This is a genomic window from Sutcliffiella rhizosphaerae (genome assembly GCF_917563925.1).
Lineage (GTDB): Bacteria > Bacillota > Bacilli > Bacillales > Bacillaceae_I > Sutcliffiella_A > Sutcliffiella_A rhizosphaerae.
Genome location: NZ_CAKJTJ010000002.1, coordinates 72,917 through 99,171, shown reverse-complemented (window position 1 = coordinate 99,171; position 26,255 = coordinate 72,917). Strand labels below are relative to the sequence as shown.

The 26,255-nt window shown below is 37.2% G+C and carries 29 protein-coding genes; all 29 read left to right on the top strand.

Features of this window, described 5'->3' with window-relative positions; translation table 11 throughout:
- The first annotated feature begins 66 nt into the window (after positions 1 to 66).
- Positions 67 to 945: a DNA-processing protein DprA gene (dprA, locus tag LRP81_RS02480; RefSeq protein ID WP_230499660.1), complete on the top strand. Its 879-nt coding sequence runs from the start codon at positions 67 to 69 to the stop codon at positions 943 to 945.
- Positions 946 to 1,341: 396 nt separating this feature from the next.
- Positions 1,342 to 3,420, top strand: coding sequence for a type I DNA topoisomerase (gene topA / locus LRP81_RS02475; protein ID WP_230499659.1), 2,079 nt, complete (start codon positions 1,342 to 1,344; stop codon positions 3,418 to 3,420).
- Positions 3,421 to 3,688: 268 nt separating this feature from the next.
- The gene (gene trmFO, locus LRP81_RS02470) at positions 3,689 to 4,993 is read left to right on the top strand and encodes an FADH(2)-oxidizing methylenetetrahydrofolate--tRNA-(uracil(54)-C(5))-methyltransferase TrmFO (RefSeq protein ID WP_230499658.1); all 1,305 of its coding nucleotides are present in this window, start codon (positions 3,689 to 3,691) and stop codon (positions 4,991 to 4,993) included.
- Between the two features lie 64 nt (positions 4,994 to 5,057).
- The gene (gene xerC, locus LRP81_RS02465; protein ID WP_230499657.1) at positions 5,058 to 5,966 is read left to right on the top strand and encodes a tyrosine recombinase XerC; all 909 of its coding nucleotides are present in this window, start codon (positions 5,058 to 5,060) and stop codon (positions 5,964 to 5,966) included.
- A gap of 24 nt (positions 5,967 to 5,990) precedes the next feature.
- Positions 5,991 to 6,533, top strand: coding sequence for an ATP-dependent protease subunit HslV (gene hslV, locus LRP81_RS02460; protein WP_230499656.1), 543 nt, complete (start codon positions 5,991 to 5,993; stop codon positions 6,531 to 6,533).
- Between the two features lie 17 nt (positions 6,534 to 6,550).
- Entirely contained in the window at positions 6,551 to 7,951 is a 1,401-nt protein-coding gene (gene hslU, locus LRP81_RS02455; RefSeq protein WP_230499655.1) for an HslU--HslV peptidase ATPase subunit, read from the top strand.
- Between the two features lie 27 nt (positions 7,952 to 7,978).
- Entirely contained in the window at positions 7,979 to 8,758 is a 780-nt protein-coding gene (gene codY / locus LRP81_RS02450; protein ID WP_230499654.1) for a GTP-sensing pleiotropic transcriptional regulator CodY, read from the top strand.
- Positions 8,759 to 9,027: 269 nt separating this feature from the next.
- Entirely contained in the window at positions 9,028 to 9,420 is a 393-nt protein-coding gene (gene flgB / locus LRP81_RS02445) for a flagellar basal body rod protein FlgB (RefSeq protein ID WP_230499653.1), read from the top strand.
- On the top strand, positions 9,420 to 9,872 hold the full coding sequence (flgC, locus tag LRP81_RS02440; protein WP_230499652.1) for a flagellar basal body rod protein FlgC: 453 nt from the start codon (positions 9,420 to 9,422) through the stop codon (positions 9,870 to 9,872). Before flgB ends, flgC begins: the two co-directional genes overlap by 1 nt.
- An 11-nt stretch (positions 9,873 to 9,883) precedes the next feature.
- Entirely contained in the window at positions 9,884 to 10,180 is a 297-nt protein-coding gene (fliE, locus tag LRP81_RS02435) for a flagellar hook-basal body complex protein FliE (RefSeq protein WP_263458219.1), read from the top strand.
- Positions 10,181 to 10,288: 108 nt separating this feature from the next.
- The gene (gene fliF, locus LRP81_RS02430) at positions 10,289 to 11,881 is read left to right on the top strand and encodes a flagellar basal-body MS-ring/collar protein FliF (RefSeq protein ID WP_230499881.1); all 1,593 of its coding nucleotides are present in this window, start codon (positions 10,289 to 10,291) and stop codon (positions 11,879 to 11,881) included.
- A 20-nt stretch (positions 11,882 to 11,901) separates the two neighbouring features.
- Positions 11,902 to 12,921 carry a flagellar motor switch protein FliG gene (fliG, locus tag LRP81_RS02425; protein ID WP_230499651.1) on the top strand — a complete coding sequence of 340 codons (1,020 nt, stop codon included), beginning with the start codon at positions 11,902 to 11,904 and terminating at the stop codon, positions 12,919 to 12,921.
- The gene (fliH, locus tag LRP81_RS02420; RefSeq protein WP_230499650.1) at positions 12,914 to 13,687 is read left to right on the top strand and encodes a flagellar assembly protein FliH; all 774 of its coding nucleotides are present in this window, start codon (positions 12,914 to 12,916) and stop codon (positions 13,685 to 13,687) included. Before fliG ends, fliH begins: the two co-directional genes overlap by 8 nt.
- Positions 13,684 to 14,997 (top strand): flagellar protein export ATPase FliI, encoded by a 1,314-nt coding sequence (fliI, locus tag LRP81_RS02415; protein WP_230499649.1) that lies wholly within the window; start codon positions 13,684 to 13,686, stop codon positions 14,995 to 14,997. The genes fliH and fliI overlap by 4 nt, the downstream gene beginning before the upstream one ends.
- Before the next feature lie 11 nt (positions 14,998 to 15,008).
- Entirely contained in the window at positions 15,009 to 15,458 is a 450-nt protein-coding gene (fliJ, locus tag LRP81_RS02410; RefSeq protein ID WP_230499648.1) for a flagellar export protein FliJ, read from the top strand.
- An 8-nt stretch (positions 15,459 to 15,466) separates the two neighbouring features.
- Complete coding sequence (locus LRP81_RS02405; RefSeq protein WP_230499647.1) at positions 15,467 to 16,051, top strand: MotE family protein; 585 nt, start codon at positions 15,467 to 15,469, stop codon at positions 16,049 to 16,051.
- A gap of 24 nt (positions 16,052 to 16,075) precedes the next feature.
- Positions 16,076 to 17,275 carry a flagellar hook-length control protein FliK gene (locus tag LRP81_RS02400; RefSeq protein WP_230499646.1) on the top strand — a complete coding sequence of 400 codons (1,200 nt, stop codon included), beginning with the start codon at positions 16,076 to 16,078 and terminating at the stop codon, positions 17,273 to 17,275.
- On the top strand, positions 17,272 to 17,925 hold the full coding sequence (flgD, locus tag LRP81_RS02395; protein WP_230499645.1) for a flagellar hook assembly protein FlgD: 654 nt from the start codon (positions 17,272 to 17,274) through the stop codon (positions 17,923 to 17,925). Before LRP81_RS02400 ends, flgD begins: the two co-directional genes overlap by 4 nt.
- A 57-nt stretch (positions 17,926 to 17,982) precedes the next feature.
- Complete coding sequence (locus tag LRP81_RS02390) at positions 17,983 to 19,464, top strand: flagellar hook-basal body complex protein (RefSeq protein ID WP_230499644.1); 1,482 nt, start codon at positions 17,983 to 17,985, stop codon at positions 19,462 to 19,464.
- Between the two features lie 46 nt (positions 19,465 to 19,510).
- Positions 19,511 to 19,723, top strand: a complete 213-nt coding sequence (locus LRP81_RS02385; protein WP_317987026.1) for a flagellar FlbD family protein — start codon at positions 19,511 to 19,513, stop codon at positions 19,721 to 19,723.
- Positions 19,710 to 20,141, top strand: coding sequence for a flagellar basal body-associated protein FliL (gene fliL / locus LRP81_RS02380; RefSeq protein WP_230499642.1), 432 nt, complete (start codon positions 19,710 to 19,712; stop codon positions 20,139 to 20,141). Before LRP81_RS02385 ends, fliL begins: the two co-directional genes overlap by 14 nt.
- A 35-nt stretch (positions 20,142 to 20,176) precedes the next feature.
- Positions 20,177 to 21,175: a flagellar motor switch protein FliM gene (fliM, locus tag LRP81_RS02375; protein WP_230499641.1), complete on the top strand. Its 999-nt coding sequence runs from the start codon at positions 20,177 to 20,179 to the stop codon at positions 21,173 to 21,175.
- The gene (gene fliY, locus LRP81_RS02370) at positions 21,165 to 22,379 is read left to right on the top strand and encodes a flagellar motor switch phosphatase FliY (protein ID WP_230499640.1); all 1,215 of its coding nucleotides are present in this window, start codon (positions 21,165 to 21,167) and stop codon (positions 22,377 to 22,379) included. Before fliM ends, fliY begins: the two co-directional genes overlap by 11 nt.
- An 18-nt stretch (positions 22,380 to 22,397) precedes the next feature.
- Entirely contained in the window at positions 22,398 to 22,760 is a 363-nt protein-coding gene (locus LRP81_RS02365) for a response regulator (protein WP_230499639.1), read from the top strand.
- A 17-nt stretch (positions 22,761 to 22,777) separates the two neighbouring features.
- A complete protein-coding gene (locus LRP81_RS02360) occupies positions 22,778 to 23,434 on the top strand; it encodes a flagellar biosynthetic protein FliO (RefSeq protein WP_230499638.1) in 657 nt (218 codons plus the stop codon).
- A complete protein-coding gene (gene fliP, locus LRP81_RS02355) occupies positions 23,431 to 24,096 on the top strand; it encodes a flagellar type III secretion system pore protein FliP (protein WP_230499637.1) in 666 nt (221 codons plus the stop codon). Before LRP81_RS02360 ends, fliP begins: the two co-directional genes overlap by 4 nt.
- Positions 24,097 to 24,109: 13 nt before the next feature.
- Positions 24,110 to 24,379: a flagellar biosynthesis protein FliQ gene (fliQ, locus tag LRP81_RS02350; protein ID WP_230499636.1), complete on the top strand. Its 270-nt coding sequence runs from the start codon at positions 24,110 to 24,112 to the stop codon at positions 24,377 to 24,379.
- Positions 24,380 to 24,383: 4 nt separating this feature from the next.
- Positions 24,384 to 25,160 (top strand): flagellar biosynthetic protein FliR, encoded by a 777-nt coding sequence (fliR, locus tag LRP81_RS02345; protein ID WP_230499635.1) that lies wholly within the window; start codon positions 24,384 to 24,386, stop codon positions 25,158 to 25,160.
- Positions 25,161 to 26,249 carry a flagellar biosynthesis protein FlhB gene (gene flhB, locus LRP81_RS02340; protein ID WP_230499634.1) on the top strand — a complete coding sequence of 363 codons (1,089 nt, stop codon included), beginning with the start codon at positions 25,161 to 25,163 and terminating at the stop codon, positions 26,247 to 26,249. It abuts the gene before it with no gap.
- The last annotated feature ends 6 nt before the right edge of the window (positions 26,250 to 26,255 follow it).

Below are 26,255 nucleotides of genomic sequence, written 5' to 3'. Positions count from 1 at the left end.
TAGTCCATTGTGCAAACTGAGTAACAATCTACAATTTCATTTAAATAAATGAGGTGTATGCCAAATATGAAAAAGCTGAAAAATAGATTATTAATTCTGCATCACTGCCCACATATTTCCTCCCAATTATTAAGAATTTTGCTCCAGAAAGATCCCACTTTAGAAAATATCTTCAATCAATCTCCTTCTGAAATCATGAAGCAAACCCCAACCTCAATGAAGAAAGCTCAAGCAATCCATCATTACCTTCAAACAAATCAAGTTTCTACCCTTCTAAAAAAATATCATGAACATAACATTCAATCCATCACAATATTTGATGAAGATTATCCCCCTTTATTGAAAGAAATTTTTGATCCCCCTTTAGTTTTATTTGTAAAAGGAAAGAAAACCCTCTTAAAACACAGAATGCTTGGAGTGGTTGGTTCTAGAGGAATAACATCATATGGGGCTCAATCTCTAGAAAAGCTGCTCCCTGCTTTGCTAATAGAGCCATTCGTTATCGTAAGTGGACTTGCGAGAGGTGTAGATATATATGCTCATAAATTAACCATAAGGCACGGAGGGAACACGATTGCGGTCCTCGGAGGTGGTATTCTTTGTATTTATCCAAAAGAACATCAGCCCATTGCTGAGTGGATTTCACATCACCAGCTCCTTATATCTGAATACCCCCCGTATGAGCCTCCAAAGAAATGGAATTTCCCTGAAAGAAACCGCATAATTAGCGGATTAAGTGAAGGTGTAATAGTAATCGAAGCAAAAGAAAAAAGCGGCTCTCTAATTACAGCAGATCAAGCTTTGGAGCAAGGGCGGGAAGTGTTCGCAATTCCAGGCTCCATTCATTCAGATACATCTAGAGGGACTAATGCATTGATAAAACAAGGTGCAAAACTCGTGGAAAATCCTCAGGACATATTAGAGGAACTTCCCAGGGATAGATGAGAAGAAAAGATGAAAAAAATTACACAAACATGACAAAATTCTAATGTTTTTTGGAGAATTTTCGTTTTTTACTTTACAAAATAATATATGTCTATATTATTATAGGGTACAATGATATTGCTGATTGTACCTTTTTATTGTTTTTTAGTATATAAAAGAGAAACTGTGTCTACATATAATACATAAGGATTGAGGAGATGTTTCATTAGTCTCTATAAGGGCAAATTAATTAAAAAAGTATATTCTGGTTTGACAAACGGTTACATCCTAATTGATAATGGTGAAGATTTCTTAATAAAAGATAATATAACAAATTTATATAGAAGCTAAAAACTTTGAGAAAACTCTTCCTTGTTGTTTTTTCATAGAATTTACCCTCTTGAGGAGGATTAATGGATGTCAGATTATTTAGTAATAGTGGAATCTCCAGCGAAAGCAAAAACGATTGAACGTTATTTAGGAAAAAAATATAAAGTAAAAGCTTCAATGGGTCATGTTAGAGACCTGCCAAAAAGCCAAATGGGAGTAGATGTAGAACAAAATTTTGATCCGAAATACATAACTATTCGGGGCAAAGGGCCAGTTTTAAAGGAACTAAAAACTGCAGCCAAGAAGGCGAAGAAAATTTTCCTAGCAGCTGACCCCGATCGTGAAGGAGAAGCGATTGCTTGGCATTTAGCCCATAGTCTCGATATTGATATTACCTCAGATTGCCGCGTGGTTTTTAACGAAATTACAAAAGATGCTATTAAAGAATCGTTTAAGCACCCGAGACCGATCAATCTGGATGTGGTAGATGCCCAACAGGCAAGAAGAATCCTTGACCGTTTAGTAGGCTATAACATCAGTCCATTATTATGGAAGAAAGTAAAAAAAGGATTGAGCGCTGGAAGGGTTCAATCAGTAGCGGTTAGATTGATTATTGATCGAGAAAAAGAAATTGCCTCATTTATTCCAGAAGAATATTGGTCTATTAAAAGCATGTTTGCTACAAATAACGGAAAAGATTTTGAGGCAAGTTTTTATGGTGTGAACGGGAAGAAGACTGAGCTAACTTCAGAAGAAGAAGTGCAATCAGTCATGAACAAGTTAGATGGTAACGCTTTTGAAGTGAAAAGCGTTACAAAGAAGGAAAGAAAAAGAAACCCTGCACTCCCATTTATCACATCTTCCTTACAACAGGAAGCAGCCCGTAAATTAAATTTCCGAGCGAAAAAGACGATGATGCTTGCACAACAGTTATATGAAGGCATAGAGCTTGGCAAAGAAGGTACAGTCGGGTTAATCACTTATATGCGTACAGATTCAACTAGAATTGCGGATTCCGCTAAGAATGAAGCAAAAGAATATATTGAAAAATCATATGGTAAATCATTTGTTTCAAATGAAGTAAGGAAAGAATTGAAAAAAACAAATGCACAGGATGCACATGAAGCGATACGTCCAACTTCTATTTTAAAGGATCCTTCATCTCTAAAAGAGTTTTTATCAAGAGATCAATTGCGGTTATACAAGCTTGTTTGGGAAAGATTCACAGCAAGTCAAATGGCTCCAGCGATATTGGATACTGTGAGTATCGACCTTTCACAAAATGATGTGATGTTTCGAGCGACAGGTTCGACTGTGAAATTCCAGGGATTCATGAAAGTGTATGTGGAAGGAAATGATGATCAGCAGGAGGAAAAAGAAAGCTTGCTTCCTCCTTTGGAAAGTGGAGATACAGTCTATTCAAAAGATGTTGATTCAAAACAGCATTTTACCCAGCCCCCACCCCGGTATACAGAGGCAAGGCTAGTTCGTTCATTAGAAGAACTCGGGATAGGTAGACCATCCACATATGCTCCGACTCTGGATACTATCCAAAAAAGGGGTTATGTTGCTCTTGATAATAAACGGTTTGTTCCAACAGAATTAGGGGAGATTGTAATTCAACTAATTTTAGAATTTTTCCCTGAAATCATTAACGTGGAATTTACAGCAGATCTTGAGACAAACTTAGATAATGTTGAAGAAGGAAAAGTAAACTGGGTTAACATCATTGATGGGTTCTATCATGAATTTTCAAAGCGTTTGCAAAAAGCAGAAATAGAAATGCAGGAAGTGGAAATTAAAGATGAACCTGCTGGAGAAGACTGTGAATTATGTGGGCATGAAATGGTCTATAAAATGGGTAGGTACGGAAAATTCATGGCTTGCTCCAACTTTCCAGATTGCCGAAATACAAAACCGATCGTTAAAGAAATCGGGGTTCCTTGTCCTAAGTGCGAAAAGGGAAATATAGTGGAAAGAAAGAGCAAGAAAAAGAGAATCTTTTTTGGATGCGATCAGTATCCTTCATGTGACTTTTTATCATGGGATAAGCCGATTGCACGGAAATGTCCAAAATGTGAGTCAATGCTTGTAGAAAAGAAGCTTAAAAAGGGTGTTCAAGTGCAGTGTGTAGAGTGTGATTACAAAGAAGAAGCACAGGGCTGATTATATTTTATTATCGTTCCACCTAGTTGCCTTTAGTGGAACGATTTAATGGAATTTTCTGCAGTTCGTATGGTTGATGTGATAGCTGGGAGCTTGATTAAATAAGCGAAGACCCAAGTAATCCAAGAAGAAGCTATACGAATTAATCAACTTACAAATATACCTGTAAATGGACAAAGGAAAAAGGGACTGACACATTCGTGGTTTGGTCAGCCCTTTTTCCTTTGCTTAAAAATATGATAATGAAATTGTGTATGGAGGAAATACTATGACAACAAAGACAGTAAATGTAATAGGTGCTGGACTTGCTGGAAGCGAAGCAGCATGGCAATTAGCCAATCAAGGCATTCAGGTTCACTTATATGAAATGCGTCCTGTTAAGCAAACTCCAGCTCATCATACAGATAAATTTGCAGAGCTAGTATGCTCAAACTCGCTTCGAGCTAATAACCTAACAAATGCTGTAGGTGTTCTGAAAGAAGAGATGCGCATACTAAATTCCGTTATCATTAAATCCGCTGACGATTGTGCTGTTCCAGCAGGAGGGGCTTTGGCAGTGGATAGGCACGAGTTTGCAGCAAAAGTTACCGAACGTGTGAGGCAGCATCCGAATGTTACGGTATTTAATGAAGAAATAGAAAGAATTCCTGATGGCCCGACTATCATAGCTACTGGACCACTTACCTCAAAGGCATTATCTGAGGAATTACGTATGTTAACTGGCGAGGAATATCTGTATTTCTATGATGCAGCCGCACCAATAATAGAAAAAGACAGTATCAATATGGATATCGTTTATCTAAAATCAAGGTATGATAAAGGAGAAGCCGCATATTTAAACTGTCCCATGACAGAAGAGGAATTTGATAAATTTTATGAAGCGTTAGTTGAGGCGGAAACAGTGCCACTGAAGGAATTTGAAAAAGAAATTTTCTTTGAAGGTTGTATGCCAATTGAAGTTATGGCAAATCGAGGTAGGAAAACCATGCTCTTTGGACCGTTAAAACCTGTGGGATTAGAAGATCCCAAGACAGGAAAACGACCTTTTGCCGTTGTGCAATTACGTCAAGACGATGCGGCTGGTACTTTGTATAATATTGTCGGTTTTCAGACACATTTAAAATGGGGTCCTCAAAAAGAGGTAATTCAATTAATTCCGGGATTAGAAAATGCCGAAGTGGTCCGTTATGGGGTCATGCATCGAAATACGTTTATCAATTCACCTAATTTGTTGAAGCCGACTTATCAATTCAAAGAAAGAGAAGACCTTTTCTTTGCAGGGCAAATGACAGGAGTGGAAGGATATGTGGAATCCGCGGCATCGGGCTTAATTGCAGGGCTTAACGCTGCTCGTCTCGTACAAGGCCTTGAGCCACTTGTTTTCCCGAAAGAAACAACTATCGGAAGTATGGCGAACTATATTACATCCACAAACGCAAAGAATTTTCAGCCGATGAATGCAAATTTTGGACTGCTTCCTGATCTTCCTGTTAAAATAAAAAACAAGCAGGAAAGAAATGAAGCACATGCTAGGAGAGCGTTGGAAACAATTCAGAATTTTGTAAAAAATTAATCAGATTAATTGCAAGGGCTACTAAATTGTGATACTATTTAGTAGCCCTTGTGAGGTGATATCGATGGAAAATGTAAATGTTTCGTTAAATTCTTTTCTTGAGTATTTACAAATTGAGCGAAACTATTCAAAATATACAATTGTATTTTATCAAAAAGATTTGGAAGAATTTTTTGATTTCATGACAGAGGAAGCGATTGCATCTTTTACCGATGTCACTCATAATGAAGCCCGCTTGTATCTGACAAGACTTCATCAGAAGAAGTATGCAAGAAGGTCCATTGCTAGAAAAACTTCTTGTTTAAGAAGCTTTTTTAAGTTTCTTTTAAGAGAGAAGAGAATAGAGCAGCACCCTTTTTCACTAGTTTCAGTGCCTAAACTCGATAAGCTTTTGCCCAAATTTTTGTATAATGAGGAATTGGAGAAGCTTTTTGATGTTTCTGATTTAACCACGGCATTAGGCCAACGAAACCAAGCGCTCCTTGAGTTGTTATACGGTACTGGTATCCGTGTAAGTGAATGTTGTTCTATCACAATTGGGGATATAGATTTTCAATTGGGTACAATACTTGTTACAGGTAAAGGGAATAAACAACGTTATGTTCCTTTTGGAACCTATGCGCATGACGCGCTCTCCACCTACATAGAAAATGGTAGAAAGGAATTATTGCAAAAGCAGTTAGATTCCAATCAGACAAAACATCTTTTCTTAAATTTTCGTGGGGGTGCGATAACTCCCCGTGGAGTAAGAGTGGTTTTGAACGATATTGTAAAAAGAGCGAGTTCAACCTTACATATTAGTCCTCATACGCTTCGTCACACATTTGCCACTCATCTGTTGAATGAAGGAGCCGACCTGCGGGTTGTACAGGAACTCCTGGGCCATGCCAGCCTTTCCTCGACGCAGGTTTACACTCATGTTACGAAAGACCATTTACAACGTACGTATAATCAATTTCACCCTCGTGCATAAGAGGACGAATGGAGGAAGGAATGCATGTCATCATTTCATGCTACAACTATTTTTGCAGTCCAACATAATGGGAAATGTGCAATGTCTGGTGATGGTCAGGTTACATTTGGTAATGCAGTAGTAATGAAACATACAGCCAGAAAAGTACGTAAGCTGTTTAATGGTAGAATCTTAGCAGGCTTTGCTGGATCAGTTGCCGATGCCTTTACTTTGTTTGAAATGTTTGAGGCGAAGTTGGAAGAGTATAATGGGAACATTCAACGATCGGCAGTCGAGCTTGCAAAAGAATGGCGTACAGACAAAGTATTACGTAGATTGGAAGCGATGCTTATTGTCATGGATGAGTCAAGCCTTTTACTTGTTTCTGGTACAGGAGAAGTTATCGAGCCGGATTATGGTATCCTCGCTATCGGATCAGGAGGTAATTACGCCCTGTCAGCAGGTAGAGCTTTAAAAAAGTATGCAGGTGAAAAGCTGACAGCAAGGGAAATTGCCAAAGCTGCTTTGGAAACTGCTGGAGAGATTTGTGTTTATACCAATGACAATATCGTTGTAGAAGAACTATAGAAAAGGCGGTTGTAGATATGAGTACAAAATTAACCCCTAAGCAGATAGTAGAAATGCTTGATCAATATATTGTAGGTCAAACAAATGCTAAAAAAGCAGTAGCAGTCGCTCTGAGAAACAGATATAGAAGGAGCTTGCTAACAGGGAACCTTCGTGATGAGGTTGTACCGAAAAACATACTTATGATCGGACCTACTGGTGTTGGTAAAACGGAAATTGCAAGAAGGATTGCTAAACTTGTTGGTGCCCCTTTTATCAAAGTGGAAGCAACAAAGTTTACTGAAGTAGGCTATGTAGGCAGAGATGTAGAATCAATGGTACGGGACCTAGTTGAAACTTCCGTGAGATTAGTTAAAGAAGAAAAGCTTGTAAGTGTAAAAGAAAAAGCAATGGAAAATGCAAATAAGCGGATTGTGGATTTGTTAGTACCAGGCAAACAAAAAAATACCTCTTATAAAAACCCGTTAGAAATGTTCTTTGGCGGAAATGCTTCTGCAAATGATACAGATGATCAGGAAAAACAAGAAGAAGTATCAATTAACGAGCAGCGGAGAAAAATGGCTCACCAATTGGCTCTTGGCGAATTGGAAGACCGTTATCTAACCGTTGAGGTGGAAGAACAGCAAGCTTCTATGTTTGACCTCCTCCAAGGGTCGGGTATGGAACAAATGGGAACAAATATGCAGGATGCCTTGAGTAGTCTTATGCCAAAGAAAAAGAAAAAGAGAAGACTGACTGTCCGAGAAGCAAGACCAATACTTACAAATGAAGAAGCCCAGAAGCTGATTGATATGGATGAAGTCACACAAGATGCAATAACTAGGGCAGAACAAAGTGGTATTATTTTCATTGACGAAATTGACAAAATAGCCAAGAAGAACAGTGGTTCGTCAGCTGATGTTTCACGTGAAGGAGTCCAACGTGATATTTTGCCTATCGTGGAAGGCTCTACAGTGGTTACAAAATACGGGCAAGTAAAAACGGACCATGTATTATTTATTTCAGCCGGTGCTTTTCATATTGCAAAGCCTTCCGATTTGATACCAGAACTACAAGGACGTTTTCCGATTCGTGTAGAACTGACGAAATTAGCTGTTGAAGATTTTGTAAGAATTCTTATTGAACCGGACAATGCATTGCTTAAACAATATATTGCTCTGTTGGAAACAGAAGGTATAAAAGTCGAATTTTCTGACGATGCTATTCGTAAAATAGCCGAAGTAGCGTTCCAAGTAAATCAGGAAACTGATAATATTGGTGCCCGTAGGTTACATACCATCTTAGAAAAACTATTAGAAGATTTATCTTTTGAAGCTCCGGATATCAATCTTGAAAAAATAGTGATAACTCCACAATATGTGGATGAAAAATTAGGTAATATCGTGAAAAATAAAGATTTAAGTCAATTTATTTTATAATAGAACCAGTTTTTAGGAGGAAAGAAAATGCCATTATTACAAAAAACAAGAACAATTAACGCAATGCTACAAAAAGCAGCAGGCAAACCAGTTAACTTTAAAGAAATGTCTGAAACACTATGCGATGTTATCGAGGCAAATGTGTTTGTATTATCCCGTCGTGGGAAATTATTGGGATATTCCATCAATCAACAAATTGAAAATGAGCGTATGATAAAGATGCTTGAAGATCGTCAATTTCCTGAAGAGTATACCAAAAACTTATTTAACATTTCTGAAACATCTTCCAACCTTGATGTTGAAAGTGAGTACACAGCGTTCCCTGTAGAAAATAAAGATTTATTTAAATCAGGATTAACGACAATCGTACCTATTATCGGTGGAGGAGAGCGTTTAGGAACACTAATTCTTGCGCGTCTTCAAGAGCCATTCTCTGACGACGATTTAATTTTAGCGGAATATGGTGCAACAGTAGTTGGTATGGAAATCTTACGCGAAAAAGCGGAAGAAATTGAAGAGGAAGCAAGAAGTAAAGCGGTAGTTCAAATGGCAATTAGTTCACTATCATACAGCGAGCTAGAAGCAATTGAACATATCTTTGAAGAGCTAGATGGAAAAGAAGGTTTACTTGTAGCAAGTAAAATTGCAGATAGAGTGGGAATTACACGATCTGTTATTGTAAATGCCCTACGTAAACTTGAAAGTGCTGGTGTTATCGAGTCTCGTTCACTAGGAATGAAAGGTACGTATATTAAAGTTCTAAATGATAAATTCTTGGTGGAATTATCCAAGTTAAAATCACATTAAGACAAAATAAAACAAAAGGGTTCGACATTTTACTACAAAATTCGTAGTAGTGTCGAACCCTTTTTTTGGTGGGGAATGGGAGCAAGAGAAAATAATGGAATGAGGTGATGGGTCTTTATACCTAACGAGTAAAATGAGTCAAAGTATCGATTTTTTTTAACATTTGATACATAGACATATCGGTTACCTTAATTTACAATAAAACCATACATACAATATTCGACAAAAATATATAATTCGAAACTAAGAATGATTATATGGGGGTACAAATGAAGGTTTTTTCGACATCCATCCAAGCCTTGGAAAAGGGAATACAATATTCAGGAACAAAACACAAAGCTATTTCTGATAATATAGCAAATGTGGATACACCAAATTTTAAGCGTAAGGAAGTTTCAGCTAATTTCGGCGAAGTACTTCGACAAACACTTCAATCAAAGAAAACAGACAACAGGCATTTAGAGTTTTCAAAAGGTAATCCAAATCAACCTTTTAAAGTAACAACCTCCTCTAATTCCTATTCCCATAATGGAAACAATGTTGATATTGATAAAGAAATGTCGGACATGGCAGAAAATCAGATTTATTATTATACGCTTATTGATCAGTTAAATGGAAAATTTCAATCACTTCAAAATGTCATTAAGGGAGGAAGATCCTAATGTCTATGTTTAAAACGATGAATATTTCAGCAAGTGCTCTGACATCGCAGCGCTTGAGGATGGACGTTATCTCTTCTAATATGGCAAATGTAGATACGACAAGAGGAGAATATCGAAACGGTCAATGGGAACCGTACCGAAGAAAAATGGTCGAAACTACTCCTCGTGCAAATAGTTTTCAATCGTATCTGCAAAAAGCTAGTGGAACAAGTAATGGGATTGGCGATGGTGTAAAAGTTACTAGGATTACAGAAGATGAAACACCTTTCCGATTAGCATTCGACCCAGAACATCCTGATGCAGACGAAGAAGGCTATGTTCGTTTACCAAATGTTGACCCACTGAAAGAAATGGTTGACCTTATGAGTGCAACAAGATCTTATGAAGCAAATGTTACAGTCTTTAATGCTTCAAAAGGGTTAATGATGAAAACCTTGGAGCTTGGAAAATAGGAGGATAAAGAATGATTACTAAGTTAGCCACTACTCAACCAATGACATTACCAACAGAACTAAATCAAAAATCTGGCGGGGAAGTTCATCAAGAGTTTTCCACCTATTTAAAAAATGCCATAAATGAAGTGAATAATTCCCAAGTGGCATCTAATGAATTAACAACAAAACTGGTGAATAATCAAGGTGTCGAACTACATGATGTATTAATTGCCCAACAAAAGGCAAGTGTAGCCATGCAATTAACGATGGAAATAAGAAATAAAGGTATTGAAGCTTATCAGGAAATTATGAGAATGCAAGTATAAACTAAATGATGCTAAAAAAAGAAAGCTTGATGATGATATACGGCAAAAAATAATGCGGTTATTCACTGCATAAATGTGCTGCAAGATGTAACCGGGGGAATTGACGGAATGAAAGAGAGATTACAAGCTATTAAGACTAAGACAGTTTCATTTTGGAGCAATAGAAGTAGCGTCCAAAAGACAGCCATCATAAGTTCAGTAATTGTTTCATTTTTTGCTGTCATTGCTATTATTTATTTTTTATCAAAGACTGATATGGCTCCACTATATAAAGATTTGACAGTCCAAGAAACAGGACAGATAAAAGAAGTATTGGATAGTAGGGGGATTTCCTCGCAAATTACGAATAATGGCACATCCATTCTTGTTCCAGAGCAAGTGGTAGACTCACTAAAAGTTGAACTTGCTGCTGAAGGAGTTCCGAAAAGCGGTAGTATTGATTATAGTTTTTTTGGTGAAAGATCTGGATTTGGTATGACGGATAATGAATTTCAAATTATGAAATTGGATGCTATGCAAACCGAATTGGCAAACCTGGTGAAGGGTATAGATGGAGTTGCTAATGCACAAGTAATGTTGAATTTACCTGAAGAAGGTGTGTTTGTTAGGGAATCTACCCGAGAAGCATCTGCATCGATTGTTATTCATAATGCACCAGGTTATCAATTTGATCAACAACAGATTGATGCACTGTATCATTTAGTTTCCAAAAGTATTCCTAATCTTTCAACAGATAATATCGTCATTATGAATCAGAACTTTGAGTATTTTGATTACAAAAATAGTCAAAACTCTGGAAATGTATTCACTGCTGCTTCTCAATTGGAATTAAAGAAACAAATAGAGAAGGATCTACAAAGGCAGGTCCATCAAATGCTTGGCATGATGATGGGTTATAACAAAGTAATTGTCTCTGTAACAACAGATATAGACTTTACACAAGAAACGAGAGCTGAAGATGAAGTACTTCCTGTAGATGTAGAAAATATGGAAGGCATTGCGGTAAGTATTGAAAGAATTACCGAAACGTATACAGGTAGTGATGATATCGCAGGAGGAGTACCGGGGACTGGCGAAGCAGATGTTCCTGCTTATGTTGCTGGCGGAGGAACAGGAAGTGGCGATTACGAAAGAATCGAAGAGAGAATCAACAATGACGTTAATCGAATCAGAAAGGAAATTGTTGAAAGTCCATATAAAGTAAGAGACCTGGGAATACAAGTAATGGTTGAACCGCCAATAGCAGATGACCCTCTTAGCCTTCAGGCAAATACAGTGGATGATATAAGGCAAATACTAAATACAGTTGTTCGTACGACCATTGATAAGAATATGCTTCCTGCAGATCAAGAAGAATTGAACTTAGATGATAAAGTAGTGGTGTCTGTTCAACCGTTTTTTGGAAAGGTAGATATGGAAGATACACCATCCGAGAGTATTCCAATGTGGATTTTTGTAGTAGCAGGAATCCTACTAGCAATTATTCTATTACTCCTGTTCTTATTGATTCGCAACAGACGAGCAGCAGATGTGGAAAAGGAAGTTTTATCAGTTGAAGAGGAATTGATTCCAGTAGCGGTTCCAGATATACATGATGAAAAAGAATCAGAGAGTTCGGTTCGCAAAAAACAGTTAGAAAAACTAGCAAAGGATAAACCGGATGAGTTCGCAAAGTTACTCCGTTCCTGGTTATCAGAGTAAAAAGGAAGGGGGAGAAGTAATTGGCAAAAGTAGGTCAATCCAAAACGTTTTCAAACAAACAAAAGGCTGCCATATTATTAATCTCTCTAGGGCCGGATGTTTCCGCCTCTGTTTATAAGCATTTATCTGAAGATGAAATAGAAAAACTGACACTTGAAATTAGTGGTGTTAGAAAAGTGGATTCTCATATTAAAGAAGACATTTTAGAGGAGTTTCACCAAATTGCGCTTGCACAAGACTATATTTCTCAAGGTGGAATAGGCTATGCTAAAACAGTTTTGGAAAAGGCGCTAGGGAAAGATCAAGCTGCAGCCATTATTACTAGATTAACTTCATCTTTACAAGTAAAACCTTTTGATTTTGCAAGAAAAGCTGATGCATCTCAAATATTAAATTTTATTCAAAATGAACATCCACAAACGATAGCTCTTGTATTATCTTACCTTGAACCAACTAAATCAGGTCAGATATTATCTGAACTACCACAAGAGCTTCAGGCTGATATTGCAAAAAGGATTGCTGTAATGGATAGTACTTCCCCAGAAATTATCAATGAAGTGGAACAGATTTTGGAAAGGAAACTTTCCACGACTGTAACACATGATTATACAAATACTGGTGGTATTGATGCAGTAGTCGAGGTGTTAAACCAAGTTGATAGAAGTACAGAAAGAACAATACTAGACTCACTCGAGATACAAGACCCAGAGCTTGCAGAAGAAATTAAGAAACGTATGTTTGTCTTTGAAGATATTGTCACTTTGGACAATATGGCTATACAGCGAGTTATTCGTGATGTTGAAAATGAAGACTTAATGCTGGCACTAAAAGTTGCAAGTGAGGAAGTTAAAGACATTGTTTTCAAAAATATGTCTAAGAGAATGGTAGAAACCATGAAGGATGATATGGAGTATATGGGACCTGTCAGACTTAAGGATGTCGAAGAAGCTCAGTCAAGAATTGTAGGAATTATCCGTAAGCTTGAAGAGGCAGGAGAAATAGTAATTGCACGTGGTGGAGGGGATGACATCATTGTCTAGGCTAATTAAATCTTCCCGCTTACAGGAATTGTCAAGAGAAACAATTTCCATCAAGGTTGCTCCTATATTCACTGCCAATAAAAGGTCAGAGGAAGAGGAAGCAGGCAGTTTATCGATAGAGCATATTAATAATTTGATTGAACAAGCAGAACGAAAAGCCTCAAAAATTTTAGAGCAAGCAGAAATAGATAAACAAAATACTTTAACAACCATAGAAAATGATAAAAAAGCTTGGAAAAACGAAAAAGAAGATTTACAAAAACAAGCATATGCGATTGGGTACGATGAAGGATTTACAGTTGGGAAAAAAGAGGCATTTGACCAAAATGCTTTTATCATCAACCAAGCAAAAGAGATTTTGGAGTTATCAAAAGAAGAACATCACAAAAAGTTAGATAACTCCATAGAGTCCATTGTGGCACTTAGTATGAAAGTTGCAGAGAAAATTCTAGGTAAGACGCTGGATTCAGATCCAACATCTTTTACTAAGTTAGTACAAGCAGCTTTAATAGAAGTGAAAGAAAAAGAAGAAGTAAAGCTTTTTACGAGCCCTTCAGATTTCCCTTATCTTATACAGAACAAAGAACAACTCCAAAGTGTACTTAATAGTCAATATGATTTAGTAATTTATCCAGACACAGAGCTTTCCAAAGGGGAATGCTGGATTGATTCATCGGCAGGTAGGATGGATGTTTCTTTACAAACTCAATTACAAGAAATCAAAGAACACTTGTTGCAGCTGGTGAATATGGAGTCTAAATCATGATTACTGTGGAAGAGTTAATAAAGGAAGTAGATGAGATCAATTCCTATAAAAGATATGGCAAAGTCAAAAGAGTTATTGGATTAATGATTGAATCAAAAGGGCCAGAAAGTTCGATAGGTGATGTATGCAATATCATCATAAGCAAGAAAAAGAAAAAAATTGTTCAAGCTGAAGTGGTTGGCTTCAGGGATGATCATGTCATCCTTATGCCTTTTACTGACATACAGGAAATAGGACCAGGATGTATGGTAGAGGCCACAAATAATTCATTGGAAGTTAGAATTGGCGAAGAACTTAGAGGGATGGTATTAGACGCATTAGGTAATCCGCTCGATGACGATATAAATCTCCCACATGGATTAAAGAAATTTGCAACAGATCAAGCACCACCTAATCCGATGAGCCGTCCTTCTATAACAGAAGAGCTTGAAGTTGGCGTGAAAGTGATAGATGGTTTACTAACAGTCGGCAAAGGTCAACGCGTAGGAATCTTTGCCGGGAGTGGAGTGGGGAAAAGTACACTTCTCGGGATGATTGCCAGAAATTCTAAGGCAGATATAAATGTAATAGCTCTTATCGGTGAGCGTGGCAGAGAGGTAATGGATTTTTTAGAAAGAGATCTTGGACCAGAAGGATTAAAAAGGTCCATTGTTGTAGTGGCAACCTCCGACCAACCAGCTTTAATGAGAATTAAAGGGGCCTATACTGCAACAGCGATATCCGAATTTTTCCGAAATCAAGGCTATAATGTCATGCTGATGATGGATTCCGTAACGAGGGTTGCTATGGCTCAGCGTGAGGTAGGTTTGGCGGTAGGGGAACCACCAACAACGAAAGGTTATACCCCTTCCGTATTTTCCATGCTTCCTAAACTTTTAGAGAGGACTGGAACGAATAAATACGGTTCGATAACCGCTTTTTATACAGTGCTAGTGGATGGAGATGACATGAACGAACCAATAGCAGATACTGTTCGTGGAATACTCGATGGCCATTTTGTATTGGATAGGGAACTGGCAAATAAAGGACAATACCCAGCAATCAATGTTCTAAAGAGTGTAAGCAGGGTGATGAACAATATTGTAGAGAGGGATCATAAACAAGCTGCCGAATTGTTAAGAGAAAAATTATCTAAATATTATCAGGCGGAAGACTTGATAAACATTGGTGCTTATAAGCGAGGAAGTTCTATAGAAATAGATGATGCTATCACTGCCTTTCCTTCTATTATTCAATTTTTAAAACAAGAAGTTGAGAACAAGTGGCAGTTTTCTGAGACCAAGAAAGAACTTATCAACCTAATGAAGTAGGTGTGCATTAAATGCTTTTAAAAAGGGGAAGACTCGAAAAGATTCTTGTTGTGAAAAATGCAGAAAAAAATCAAGCAAGCTCTGAGTACCGACAAGCGATTTCCAATTTTGAGTCAGAAGGTAAAGCCTTGTATGAGTTATTAAAAAAGAAAGAACTGTTGGAAGAACATTTACAAACCCAATTACAAACAGGTATCCCTATTGAAAAACTAAAACAGCAGCAATTTTTTATGGGGAATTTAGAAAAGAATCTATTTCACCAGCAAAAGAAAGTCAACCATGCTAGGGCATTTATGAACTTGAAAGAGGAAAAGCTCAAAGAACAATCGGTTGAATTTAAAAAATATGAAGTGTTGGAAGAAAAAGAGAAGCGGTATTGGAAAGAAATAGATTCCAAAACGGAAGCAACATTTATTGATGAACTCTCCATTCTTCAATATTCGCAGCACACAAATAGGTGAGTGGAATCATGAAAAAAGAAAAACAAAATGATGTGGAAGAAACTAAAAGTACCTTTATGCAAAAAATTTTATATTTGTTTATTATACCCCTTATGTTCGTTTCTATCCTAATTCTTGGCTATCTCACTTATCAAGGGCAAAACGTTTTTGAAATGGCAAAAGCTTTTGTCCCAGAGAAAAAAGAAACAGCTACGATCCAAGAAGAAAAAGATGATGAACCAATTATCAATACAAGTGATGAGGAAAAGGAAGCAACAGTGAGTTCTCCCCAAGAAGTAATTCTCCTCGAAAGGGAGGTAAGTGAAAAACAAAGGGAGATTGAAAAATTGCTTTCTCAATTAAAGCAAGCAAATGAGCGAATAGCAACACTTGAAAATGAGCAGCAAGAAGTCAAGGCATCGACAAAAGAGTTGGCAAAACTTTATGAAGGGATGTCGACAAGAAAGGCAGCCCAAATAATACAAGAGCTTGACGAAGAGATGGCATTAATTATCTTTAAAGAATTAAGCACAGCCAAAGCATCTTCTATCCTCGGTCAGATAGAGCCTCAAATGGCAGCCAGATTCACCACATTATTAGCTAATGAAGAATAGGGTTTGCAGAAAGGAATGAGCTGTTTGAACTTTTTTGTAACAGGAAACATTGGAACTGTCCGTTCAGGTGACACCATGCAATCTGAAGGGAAAAAAACGGAAACAAACTCTTTTCAAGAAGCGTCAAGGATGTTTCAATCCTTATTATCTGCTAATTTATTATCTCGTGAATCAGGCGAAGTTGATGCTAAAAGTGCTTTAGTTTTTAATGAAGCGTCACATCTCCCTGATGTTATGGAAGTCATGACGAAAGAAATGGAAGAATTGCTCTTTTTACAACTTTCCTTTTTGAATAATATTCAAACATTAGCGAATGAGAATGTAGAAAATGCCACTGAACTTCTGTCTGAGGATTATTATTCCGCTCTTGAAGACATAATTCTAATGATGGAAAGCATTACAGTAAATTCTGCTCCTATCCAACAAAATGGATCAATTGACAATCAAAAATTGATAGAACAGTATTTTAATCTATCAGAACGTGTAATTCAATTGATGAAAAACATCGTTGGTAAATTAGAAGATAATAGTAAAAGTGATCAAAAACTTGCTAAAGAAACGTCCAATCTGAATGAATTGATGACCTTAATTGAAAGAAAACTAGATTCGCAAACTCTTGTTGAAAGAAAACCAATCCTTGCCCAACAAAATACAGCACCAAATCCATTTCATTTCTCAACGACGGAAGCAGTTTTTGTAGAAAATGGATCAGTACAGTTGAGTACTTTGCAGCAACCTAAACAGGCGACGATTCAATGGACAATAGATACTTCAACAAGTGAAAGGGCAAAAGAGCAGTTATTACAAAGACTTGAAGGAATATTGGGAAAAAGCAATATTAAGTTTGTAAATGGAAACCAAACGATGACGATTAGATTAAATCCTGATCATCTTGGAACATTACATATTAAACTCCAGGATAGTCCTCAGGGATTACTGGCAAAGCTTATCGTCCATTCCAAATCTGCTGCTTCCCTTTTAGAAAGTACGATTAGCAACCTGAAGCAAAATCTAGCTTTATCAAATGTAAATGTAGACAAATTGGAAGTGGTGTTCCAAGGTCAAGAACAAAGAGTTTTCCAACAGCAGAATAACCCTAATGATCAACCATATCAATCCAAACAATCACAATCTCAAGATAAGAAAAAGGATGAAGAAGCAAAATCCTTTGAAGACGTATTTTTAGAAGAATTGGAAATAAAAGATGTAGGTGAAGATACATGACAAACACGATTTCTTCCGACTTATTTATCAGCAATCGCCAAACGGAATCGCAACGATCAACCAATATAATGGGAAAAGACGATTTTCTGCGTCTATTAATTGCTCAGCTTCAAAATCAAGATCCCCTTAATCCGATGGAGGATCGAGAATTTATTGCACAGATGGCAAATTTCTCCTCGCTCGAACAGATGACCAATTTGAATAAAAGCATGGAAGGATTCATTAGCAATCAAAACAAAATGAATGTACTTTCTCTTCAGCAATATCTAGGTGTAAATCTTTCTTGGCAAGATGTTAAAGAAGTGGATGGAGAGATGGTTGTAGAGACAAAGTCAGGTTTTGTTTCAAGTATTTCCATGGTTGATGGCAAAGCGAGACTTGTAATGAATGATGGTAGTGAAATTGCGGTGGAACAGATTACGAAAGTAAAGCATTCTGAGGAGTCATTGCCCTCTTCTCAACTTTCTCTGCTTTCAGCAAGTCATCTGATCGGAAAAAAAGTTTCCGTTACTTTTGATGGACAATCTGTTGATATGGCACCAGTAGAATCTGTGTTGACTAAAGATGGTAAAACGTATCTTACTCTTAATAATGAGCTGTTTATTGGTAAGAAGATTCCTTTAGATGCTATTACGAGAATCTCTCAATAACAACTTTATATAAACAATACCCACAATCATTTTAAAATAAACAAGGGGGAATAAATCATGTTACGTTCCATGTATTCAAGTATCGGAGCATTAAAAAACTTCCAAACTAAGCTGGATGTAATTGGAAACAATATTGCTAATGTCAACACTTACGGCTTTAAGAAAGGTAGAGTTACCTTCCAAGAAATGATGGTTCAGCAGTTATCTGGTGCAAGTGGGCCAGCAGCAGGTAGAGGTGGAACTAATGCGAAGCAAGTGGGGCTTGGATCAATGATTAGCTCCATTGATACGATTCAAACACAAGGATCTTTACAAACAACTGCGCGACCACTTGATCTTGCCCTTTCTGGTGACGGATACTTTGCAGTGGCAACCATCTCTGATATCACTAGAGTAAACGTAGATTCCAATACTACTTATGGCGATAATCGTATCCTGGGTGGATCAATAGATGCTGCAGTATCTCTTAATTATACGCGCTCAGGGAACTTTTACTTGGATAATAATGGATACCTAGTAAATGCAAATGGAATGTATCTGATAGGAGAAACAGGAGAAAAACGTATTCCTAATGATAATATAATAGCAGCATCAAACGCTGCCTTAAATGCAAGTGAAATTTTCTTTGATGAGTACAGAGACTTCCGCAATGATACGAATAGGTTTTTAGATCTCTCTATGAAATTTTTAGAAGCGCAGCGAACATTTGAGGATGCAGAGAAAGCGAACACGGAAGCCGGTGGTAATGATCCGCAGTTACTGGCAGCAGCTCAGGCAGCGGAATCAGCGAGAGATAATGCAGCGACTCAATTCAATGATTTTTACTCCAATATTTATTCAGGAGAATTAGATTCTTTCAGAGGTGCAGCAACTGCACTTAATGTCTCCATTGATAACTTTATTACAAATACTGGGGAGGTCGTATACAGATTAAACGATCCTGTCGTACAAAATTATACGGGTACTATCCCAACAGCTGCAAATGCGAATGTAAATGATCTTTCAAACTTAGTAAACTATGCTCAAAATATTAAAACAAATCTTGACACTGCTTACCGAACATTTGAAAATTATGTAGCAACAGCAGAAATGATTCAAATGCCAACTTGGACTGACTCATTAAGCGGTAGCGCTGGCCTAATCCAAATTCCGCCAAATGCTAGAAGCTTTAGTATTACTGGGGATGGAAAAGTCAACTTTATTGATCAAAATGGAAACTTGAAGGTAGCTGGCCAATTAATGCTTGCTAAATTTCCAAATGATGCCGGGTTAGAAAGGGTGGGAGAGAACCTTTTCCAGCAATCCAATAACTCTGGTAGTATGGACAAAAATGGTGATGGACTGCAATTAGATGAGATGTTCAGACCTGGTCAAAACGGTGCAGCATCCATCATCTCAGGTACTCTTGAAATGTCCAATGTGGATCTTTCTGAAGAATTTACAGAAATGATCACAGCTCAAAGGGGATTTCAGGCAAATACTCGAATCATTACAACTTCCGATGAAATTTTACAAGAGCTTGTCAATCTGAAGCGATAAGGAGGGAGGGCTAAGTGTGTAAAGGCTTAGCCCGACTGTATTGATTATGTTAACTAGGTTGAATGGAAAAAAGTTTGCAGTCAATGTCTGGTTAATGGAACAAATAGAAGAAACACCAGACACTATGATCACATTGAATAATGGCAAAAAGCTTATTGTAAAAGAAAGCATGCAAGACGTGTTGGTACTTTGCAAAGCCTTTTTTGCACAAATGCATCATGGTACTTATTTGGAGGCTGAAAAAGATGTTTCGCAATAAAATAGTAAACGCCATGATTATTATTTTGCTTGCTATCTCGCTTTTAGGTGTTGTTGCCCTTATTTCGTTGGATATATTTTCTGCTGATGGAGCTTCTGAGGAGCCTTCTATAGATGACGTTTTGAAGTATTCGGTAGATTTTGAGGAGATTACAACAAACTTAAAAAGCGGTGGTTTTATCCGTTTAACCATTAAAGTGCAAACAGATGGTAAAAAGGCACGAGCAGAAATTGAAAAAAGAGATTTTCAAGTGCAGAACATTGTAATACATGAAATTTCTAATAAATCCGCTACAGAGTTAAATGGAGGAAAAGGAATCACGCAGCTTGAAGAGGATATTCAGGAAAAATTAAATGAAATAATGCAGGATGGAGAAGTCGTGAAAGTATATGCAACCTCCTTTCTCCTACAAAATTAATCACCAAGAGGTTGATGAGAATAGGCGGTGATGAAATGTCTACGGAAATAATGTCACAAAATGAAATAGATGCACTACTTTCTGCCCTTTCAACGGGTGAGATGAATGCTGAAGAATTAAAGAAGGAACAGGAAGAGAGAAAAGTTAAAGTTTATGATTTCAAACGAGCTCTCCGATTTTCCAAAGACCAAATAAGAAGCATTACGAGAATACATGAGAATTTTGCGAGGCTGCTTACAACCTATTTCTCAGCACAATTGCGTACTTATATACAAATCAGTGTTGCTTCTGTGGATCAATTGCCTTATGAGGAATTCATTCGATCTATTCCTAAGATGACGATCCTAAATGTATTTGAAGTTACTCCACTTGAAGGTAGAGTGGTACTTGAAATAAACCCTACCATTGCCTATGCCATGCTGGATAGACAGCTGGGAGGAAAGGGTTCAGGCGTTAACAAAGTTGATAGTTTGACAGAAATTGAGACAAGGTTAATGACGACACTTTTTGAGGGAGCAATTGAAAATTTTGGAGAAGCATGGGATACAATTACGGAAATGCAACCCAAATTATCCGATCTTGAAGTCAATCCGCAGTTTCTTCAAATGGTATCTCCAAATGAAACAGTAATTGTTATTTCTATGAACATTACAATTGGCGAAGTTTCAGGGGTAATTAACATCTGTATTCCTTATGTCGTGCTAGAGCCAATTATTCCGAAGCTATCTGCTCACTATTGGATGGAAGAAAAACATAAAGTAAGACAAGCACATGAGCAGGAATCTCTCGAAAAGGTGATTAGAGCAACTTCATTGATAGTCACAGCAGAGCTTGGCAAATCTGAAATTTCGTTTTCAGATTTATTAAATATTAACATTGGGGATGTAATTCCTCTTGATCAAAAAATAGATAAACCTATTAATATAAAAGTAGATAATAAACCAAGCTACTTTGCACAAGTAGGACAAGTGAAAAAACATTTAGCAATACAAATCATGGAAAAAATTAAGGAGGGTTACGAGGATGATGAGTGACGGAATGTTATCTCAAGATGAGATAGATGCCTTGCTTCGAGGGACAGATAACAACGATCAGGACCCCCCTTTAAATGAGCTGAAAACTGAAGAGTATCTATCTACTTTAGAACAAGACGCATTAGGCGAAATTGGGAATATTTCCTTTGGTAGTTCGGCCACTGCCTTGTCTACTTTATTAAATCAAAAGGTTGAAATTACTACCCCTAAAGTATCATTGATTGAAAGGAAAAAACTTGAAAACGAATTTCCTGATCCCTACGTGGCAATACGTGTAAGTTATACCGAAGGGTTTACAGGTACGAATATATTAGTAGTGGAACAAAAGGATGCAGCTATCATAGCTGACTTGATGTTAGGAGGTTCTGGAGAAACTCCACAAGTAGAATTTGATGAAATTCATCTTAGCGCAGTACATGAAGCGATGAACCAAATGATGGGATCTGCAGCAACTTCTATGTCGACTGTCTTTGCTAAAAAGATAGACATTTCCCCTCCTGCTGTGATGTTGTTGGATTTGAAAGAAGGTGAAGGTGCATCTGAGCTTCCTGAAGAAGAGCTGTTAATAAAGGTCGCATTTTCCATCCGGATTGGAACTTTAATCGATTCTTCTATTATGCAAATACTTCCTTATGAATTTGCAAAAAAATTGGTCGGGGAGTTATTAAATCAAAATAATGAGCCAATAGTAGAGACTGAACAGGTAGATATGCAGCCAACTATTAATCAACCTGCAGCATCTCACTATGTAGCTAGTGCTCCATCTCACAGCGACACAGCATTTTCTAAGGAAACAGCTCATGCCCAACAGGCTTTTGCATTTGCAAATGGAGAAGCGATGGGTAGCTCAAATAGTAACCAATCATTCTCAACACAGCATGCCGTAAACGTCCAACCAGCTGTATTTACTAACTTCGAGACAACTGCAGTAGAAGAATCAGAGCCTAGTAACTTAAGTATGCTTTTGGACATTCCTCTGCAAGTGACAGTAGAACTTGGCAGAACAAAGCGATCTGTTAAAGATATCTTAGATTTATCAACTGGCTCCATTATTGAATTGGACAAACTTGCAGGTGAACCGGTTGATATTTTAGTCAACAATAAGCTGATTGCACAAGGCGAAGTAGTGGTTATTGATGAAAGCTTTGGTGTTAGGGTTACAGATATAGTAAGTCAATCAGATAGAATACGAAAACTTCGATAGATATTAGGGGGAAATAACATGAGTAAAAGAATACTGATTGTAGACGATGCGGCATTTATGAGAATGATGATTAAAGATATCTTAACAAAAAATGGGTATGAAGTGGTTGGTGAGGCAGCAGATGGTGCTCAAGCAGTTGAAAAGTATAAAGAACATCATCCGGATCTAGTGACAATGGACATTACTATGCCTGAAATGGATGGAATTACTGCACTAAAGGAAATTAAAGCTATTAATCCGAACGCAAAAGTTATCATGTGTTCTGCAATGGGACAACAAGCAATGGTTATTGATGCCATTCAAGCTGGAGCGAAAGATTTTATCGTGAAACCTTTCCAAGCTGACCGAGTAATTGAAGCTATTCATAAGACACTGTCCTAGAGGTGTCTGTTTTGTGTGTGAATAAGAAAATATCATTTTTTTGCCTTACAATACTGCTAATAATTTCAATTCCAACTACTGTTTTCGGAAATGGAATCGATAATAGTGTCTTTAATGAATATGAGGATGAAAAACCAAAAACTGAACAGCCAGAAAAAGAGACTGCTGAAGTGGTTTCTTCTGATGAAGAGTTAGGAAATAATGTACCTAGTGTTGGAATATTTGACTTTCTTAAAATGATACTTGCATTGTTTTTCGTATTAGCACTCATCTATTTAGCTCTGAAATTAATTAATAAAAGGAACAAGCTTTTAGGTGGAAGAGGTATAGAAAACATCGGAGGAGCAAGTCTTGGTAATAACAAGTCGCTTCAACTTGTTAAAGTAGGAAATAGTATTTTAGTTGTGGGAGTAGGGGACTCTATTAATCTTTTGAAAGAAATTACAGATGAAGAGGAGCAGGAGAAAATCATACAATCCTACCAAGATAGAATAGAATCAAACGGGATTCATACCAATAGCCTGCCTGGTTTTGTGAAAAAATGGAATCAAAAGAAAGTAGAGAACAAACAAACTTCTTTTTCCTCCCTTTTACAAGAACAAATTGGCCAATTGTCAAAAGAAAGGCAACAGAAGATGAAGGAATGGGAAAAGAAAGAAGGACACGGTAAATGATTAATTTTGTTGGGCTATTCAGTGGAAATGAAGCATCCACAGTTTCTAGCTCTATCCAGTTGCTCCTGTTATTGACCGTTTTTTCTTTAGCTCCAGCCATTTTAATCTTAATGACAAGCTTTACCCGTATTATTATCGTCTTATCTTTTGTTAGGACATCCCTTGCAACGCAACAGATGCCGCCAAATCAAGTGTTGATAGGACTTGCACTCTTTTTAACTTTTTTTATAATGGCTCCAACTTTTGCAGAAGTTAATGATACTGCGTTGCAGCCGTTGTTTAATGAAGAGATTACGTTAGATGAAGCATACGAGCTTGCTAGCATTCCACTAAAAGAGTTTATGAGTAAACATACTCGTCAAAAAGATCTGGCATTGTTTATGGATTATGCCCAAATGGAACGACCAGAAACTATCGAGGATATCCCCTTAACTGTTCTGGTACCAGCATTCGCAATCAGTGAGTTGAAAACTGCATTTCAAATTGGTTTTATGATATTTATTCCATTCCTAGTAATAGATATGGTTGTAGCAAGTGTACTGATGAGTATGGGGATGATGATGCTTCCACCAGTTATGATTTCACTGCCATTTAAGATTCTATTATTTGTGTTAGTGGATGGGTGGTACTTAATTGTAAAATCTTTATTGCAAACATTTTGAATGAGGTGTAAAAATGAGCCCGGAATTTGTGATTTCTATGGCAGAAAGAGGAGTATTTACTATTCTATTAATTAGTGCACCTCTTTTAGTGCTTGCTTTGGTAGTGGGCTTAATCGTTAGTATTTTTCAAGCAACTACCCAAATACAAGAACAAACCCTTGCTTTTATCCCGAAAATCATTGCGGTATTGGTAGGGTTGGTAGTATTTGGGCCATGGATGTTATCCAATATGCTTTCATATGCTTTGGAGATTTTTAATAACATTCATAGGTTTGTAAATTAGATTCATGTTAGAGTGGATCAATTATTTTCCGGCCTTTTTATTAGTTTTGACAAGAGTTACAGCATTTTTTGTAACCCTTCCACTCTTTTCATATCGGAATGTTCCTACAACTTTTAAAGTGGGGCTAGGGTTTTTCTTTGCGCTTGTAATGGCTCTCTCTATGGATTTACCAGTTCTAGGTATTGACGGTTCCTATATATTATTGGTGTTAAAAGAAATGATGGTTGGGTTACTTATTGGCCTTGTTGCTTATATGATTCTTGCTGCTATTCAGATAGCTGGTGGATTTATAGATTTTCAAATGGGGTTTGCTATTGCGAATGTTATAGACCCGCAAACAGGTATCCAAAGTCCAATTATCGGACAATTTTTCTATATGTTTGCCATGTTATTGCTACTTGCAGTAAATGGCCATCATCTAATGTTGGACGGGATTTATTATAGTTATGAATTAATATCTATTACTCAAGCATGGCTGCCACTAGGTGATGAAGCTGTTTTTGAATTGATTCTCCAAACGGTAACCAAGATGTTTCTTATTGCTCTTCAGCTTGCCATTCCTATTGTAGGGGTCTTGTTTTTAGTTGATGTTGCGTTAGGGATCGTTGCAAGAGCTGTACCACAGCTAAATGTTTTTGTGGTCGGTCTGCCTTTGAAAATAGGTGTTAGCTTCATAACAATCATATTTTCTTTGACGATTTTGTTTACTCTATTTTATAAGCTGTTTGAATTGATGCTTCATACAATGAGAAGCTTAATGGATTTGCTTGGGGGCGGTTAAATGACATCTGTGCTTAAACTCGATTTGCAATATTTTGCCGGGGAGAAAACCGAGAAGGCGACGCCGAAGAAAAGGCAGGATACCCGAAAAAAAGGTCAAGTAGCAAAAAGCTCAGATGTAAATACTGCTTTTGTGTTAATTGCAGTATTTCTTTGCCTCCTTGCAATCGGTCCCTGGATGAAGACTCAAGTCACCACACTTTTTGTTCAGACATTTCATGTTTATATTTTAGAGGAAGTAACAGTCGATAAAGTGCACTTGATCTTTATTGAAATACTTATGCAAGTGATTTGGATAGTGGGACCAGTTATGCTTGCAGCTGCTATTGGCGCGCTGTTTTCAAATTTCGTTCAGGTGGGCCCGCTCTTTTCAACTGAAGCCATCCATATGAAGTTAAATAAGCTAGATCCGATACAAGGTTTTAAAAGAATATATTCTGTAAGAGCCATTGTTGAATTTGTAAAATCAATGCTCAAAATTGTTTTTATCGGTATCATAACCTTTTCCATCCTTTGGATAAGTCTGGAGGATGTGTTGATTCTCTCTCAAAAAAATATTCATGAGGCATTGGCATTCCTAGGTTCTCTAACAATTAAGATGGGGTTGTTTGCCGGTGGTGCTCTACTCTTTTTATCGGTTTTTGACTATTTTTATCAAAAATATGACTATGAGAAAAATATTAGAATGTCTAAGCATGATGTGAAGGATGAATATAAGAAATCCGAAGGGGATCCGCTAATAAAGTCAAAAATTAAGCAAAAGCAACGGGAAATGTCAATGCAACGTATGATGCAGGATGTCCCTAATGCCGATGTTGTGATAACGAACCCTACTCATTATGCCATCGCAATTAAATATGATGAGAAAAAAGGGGATGCTCCGATCGTGCTAGCAAAAGGGGTAGATTTTGTAGCATTGAAAATTAAGGAAAAGGCTGCAGAACACAAGGTAATCACGGTGGAAAACAAACCACTTGCCAGAGCTCTTTACAGCCAGGCGGAGATAGGCGACGTAATACCGGAAGATTTCTTCCAAGCAGTTGCAGAAATATTAGCATATGTATATCGGTTACAAAACCAAGTGAAATAATGCAAG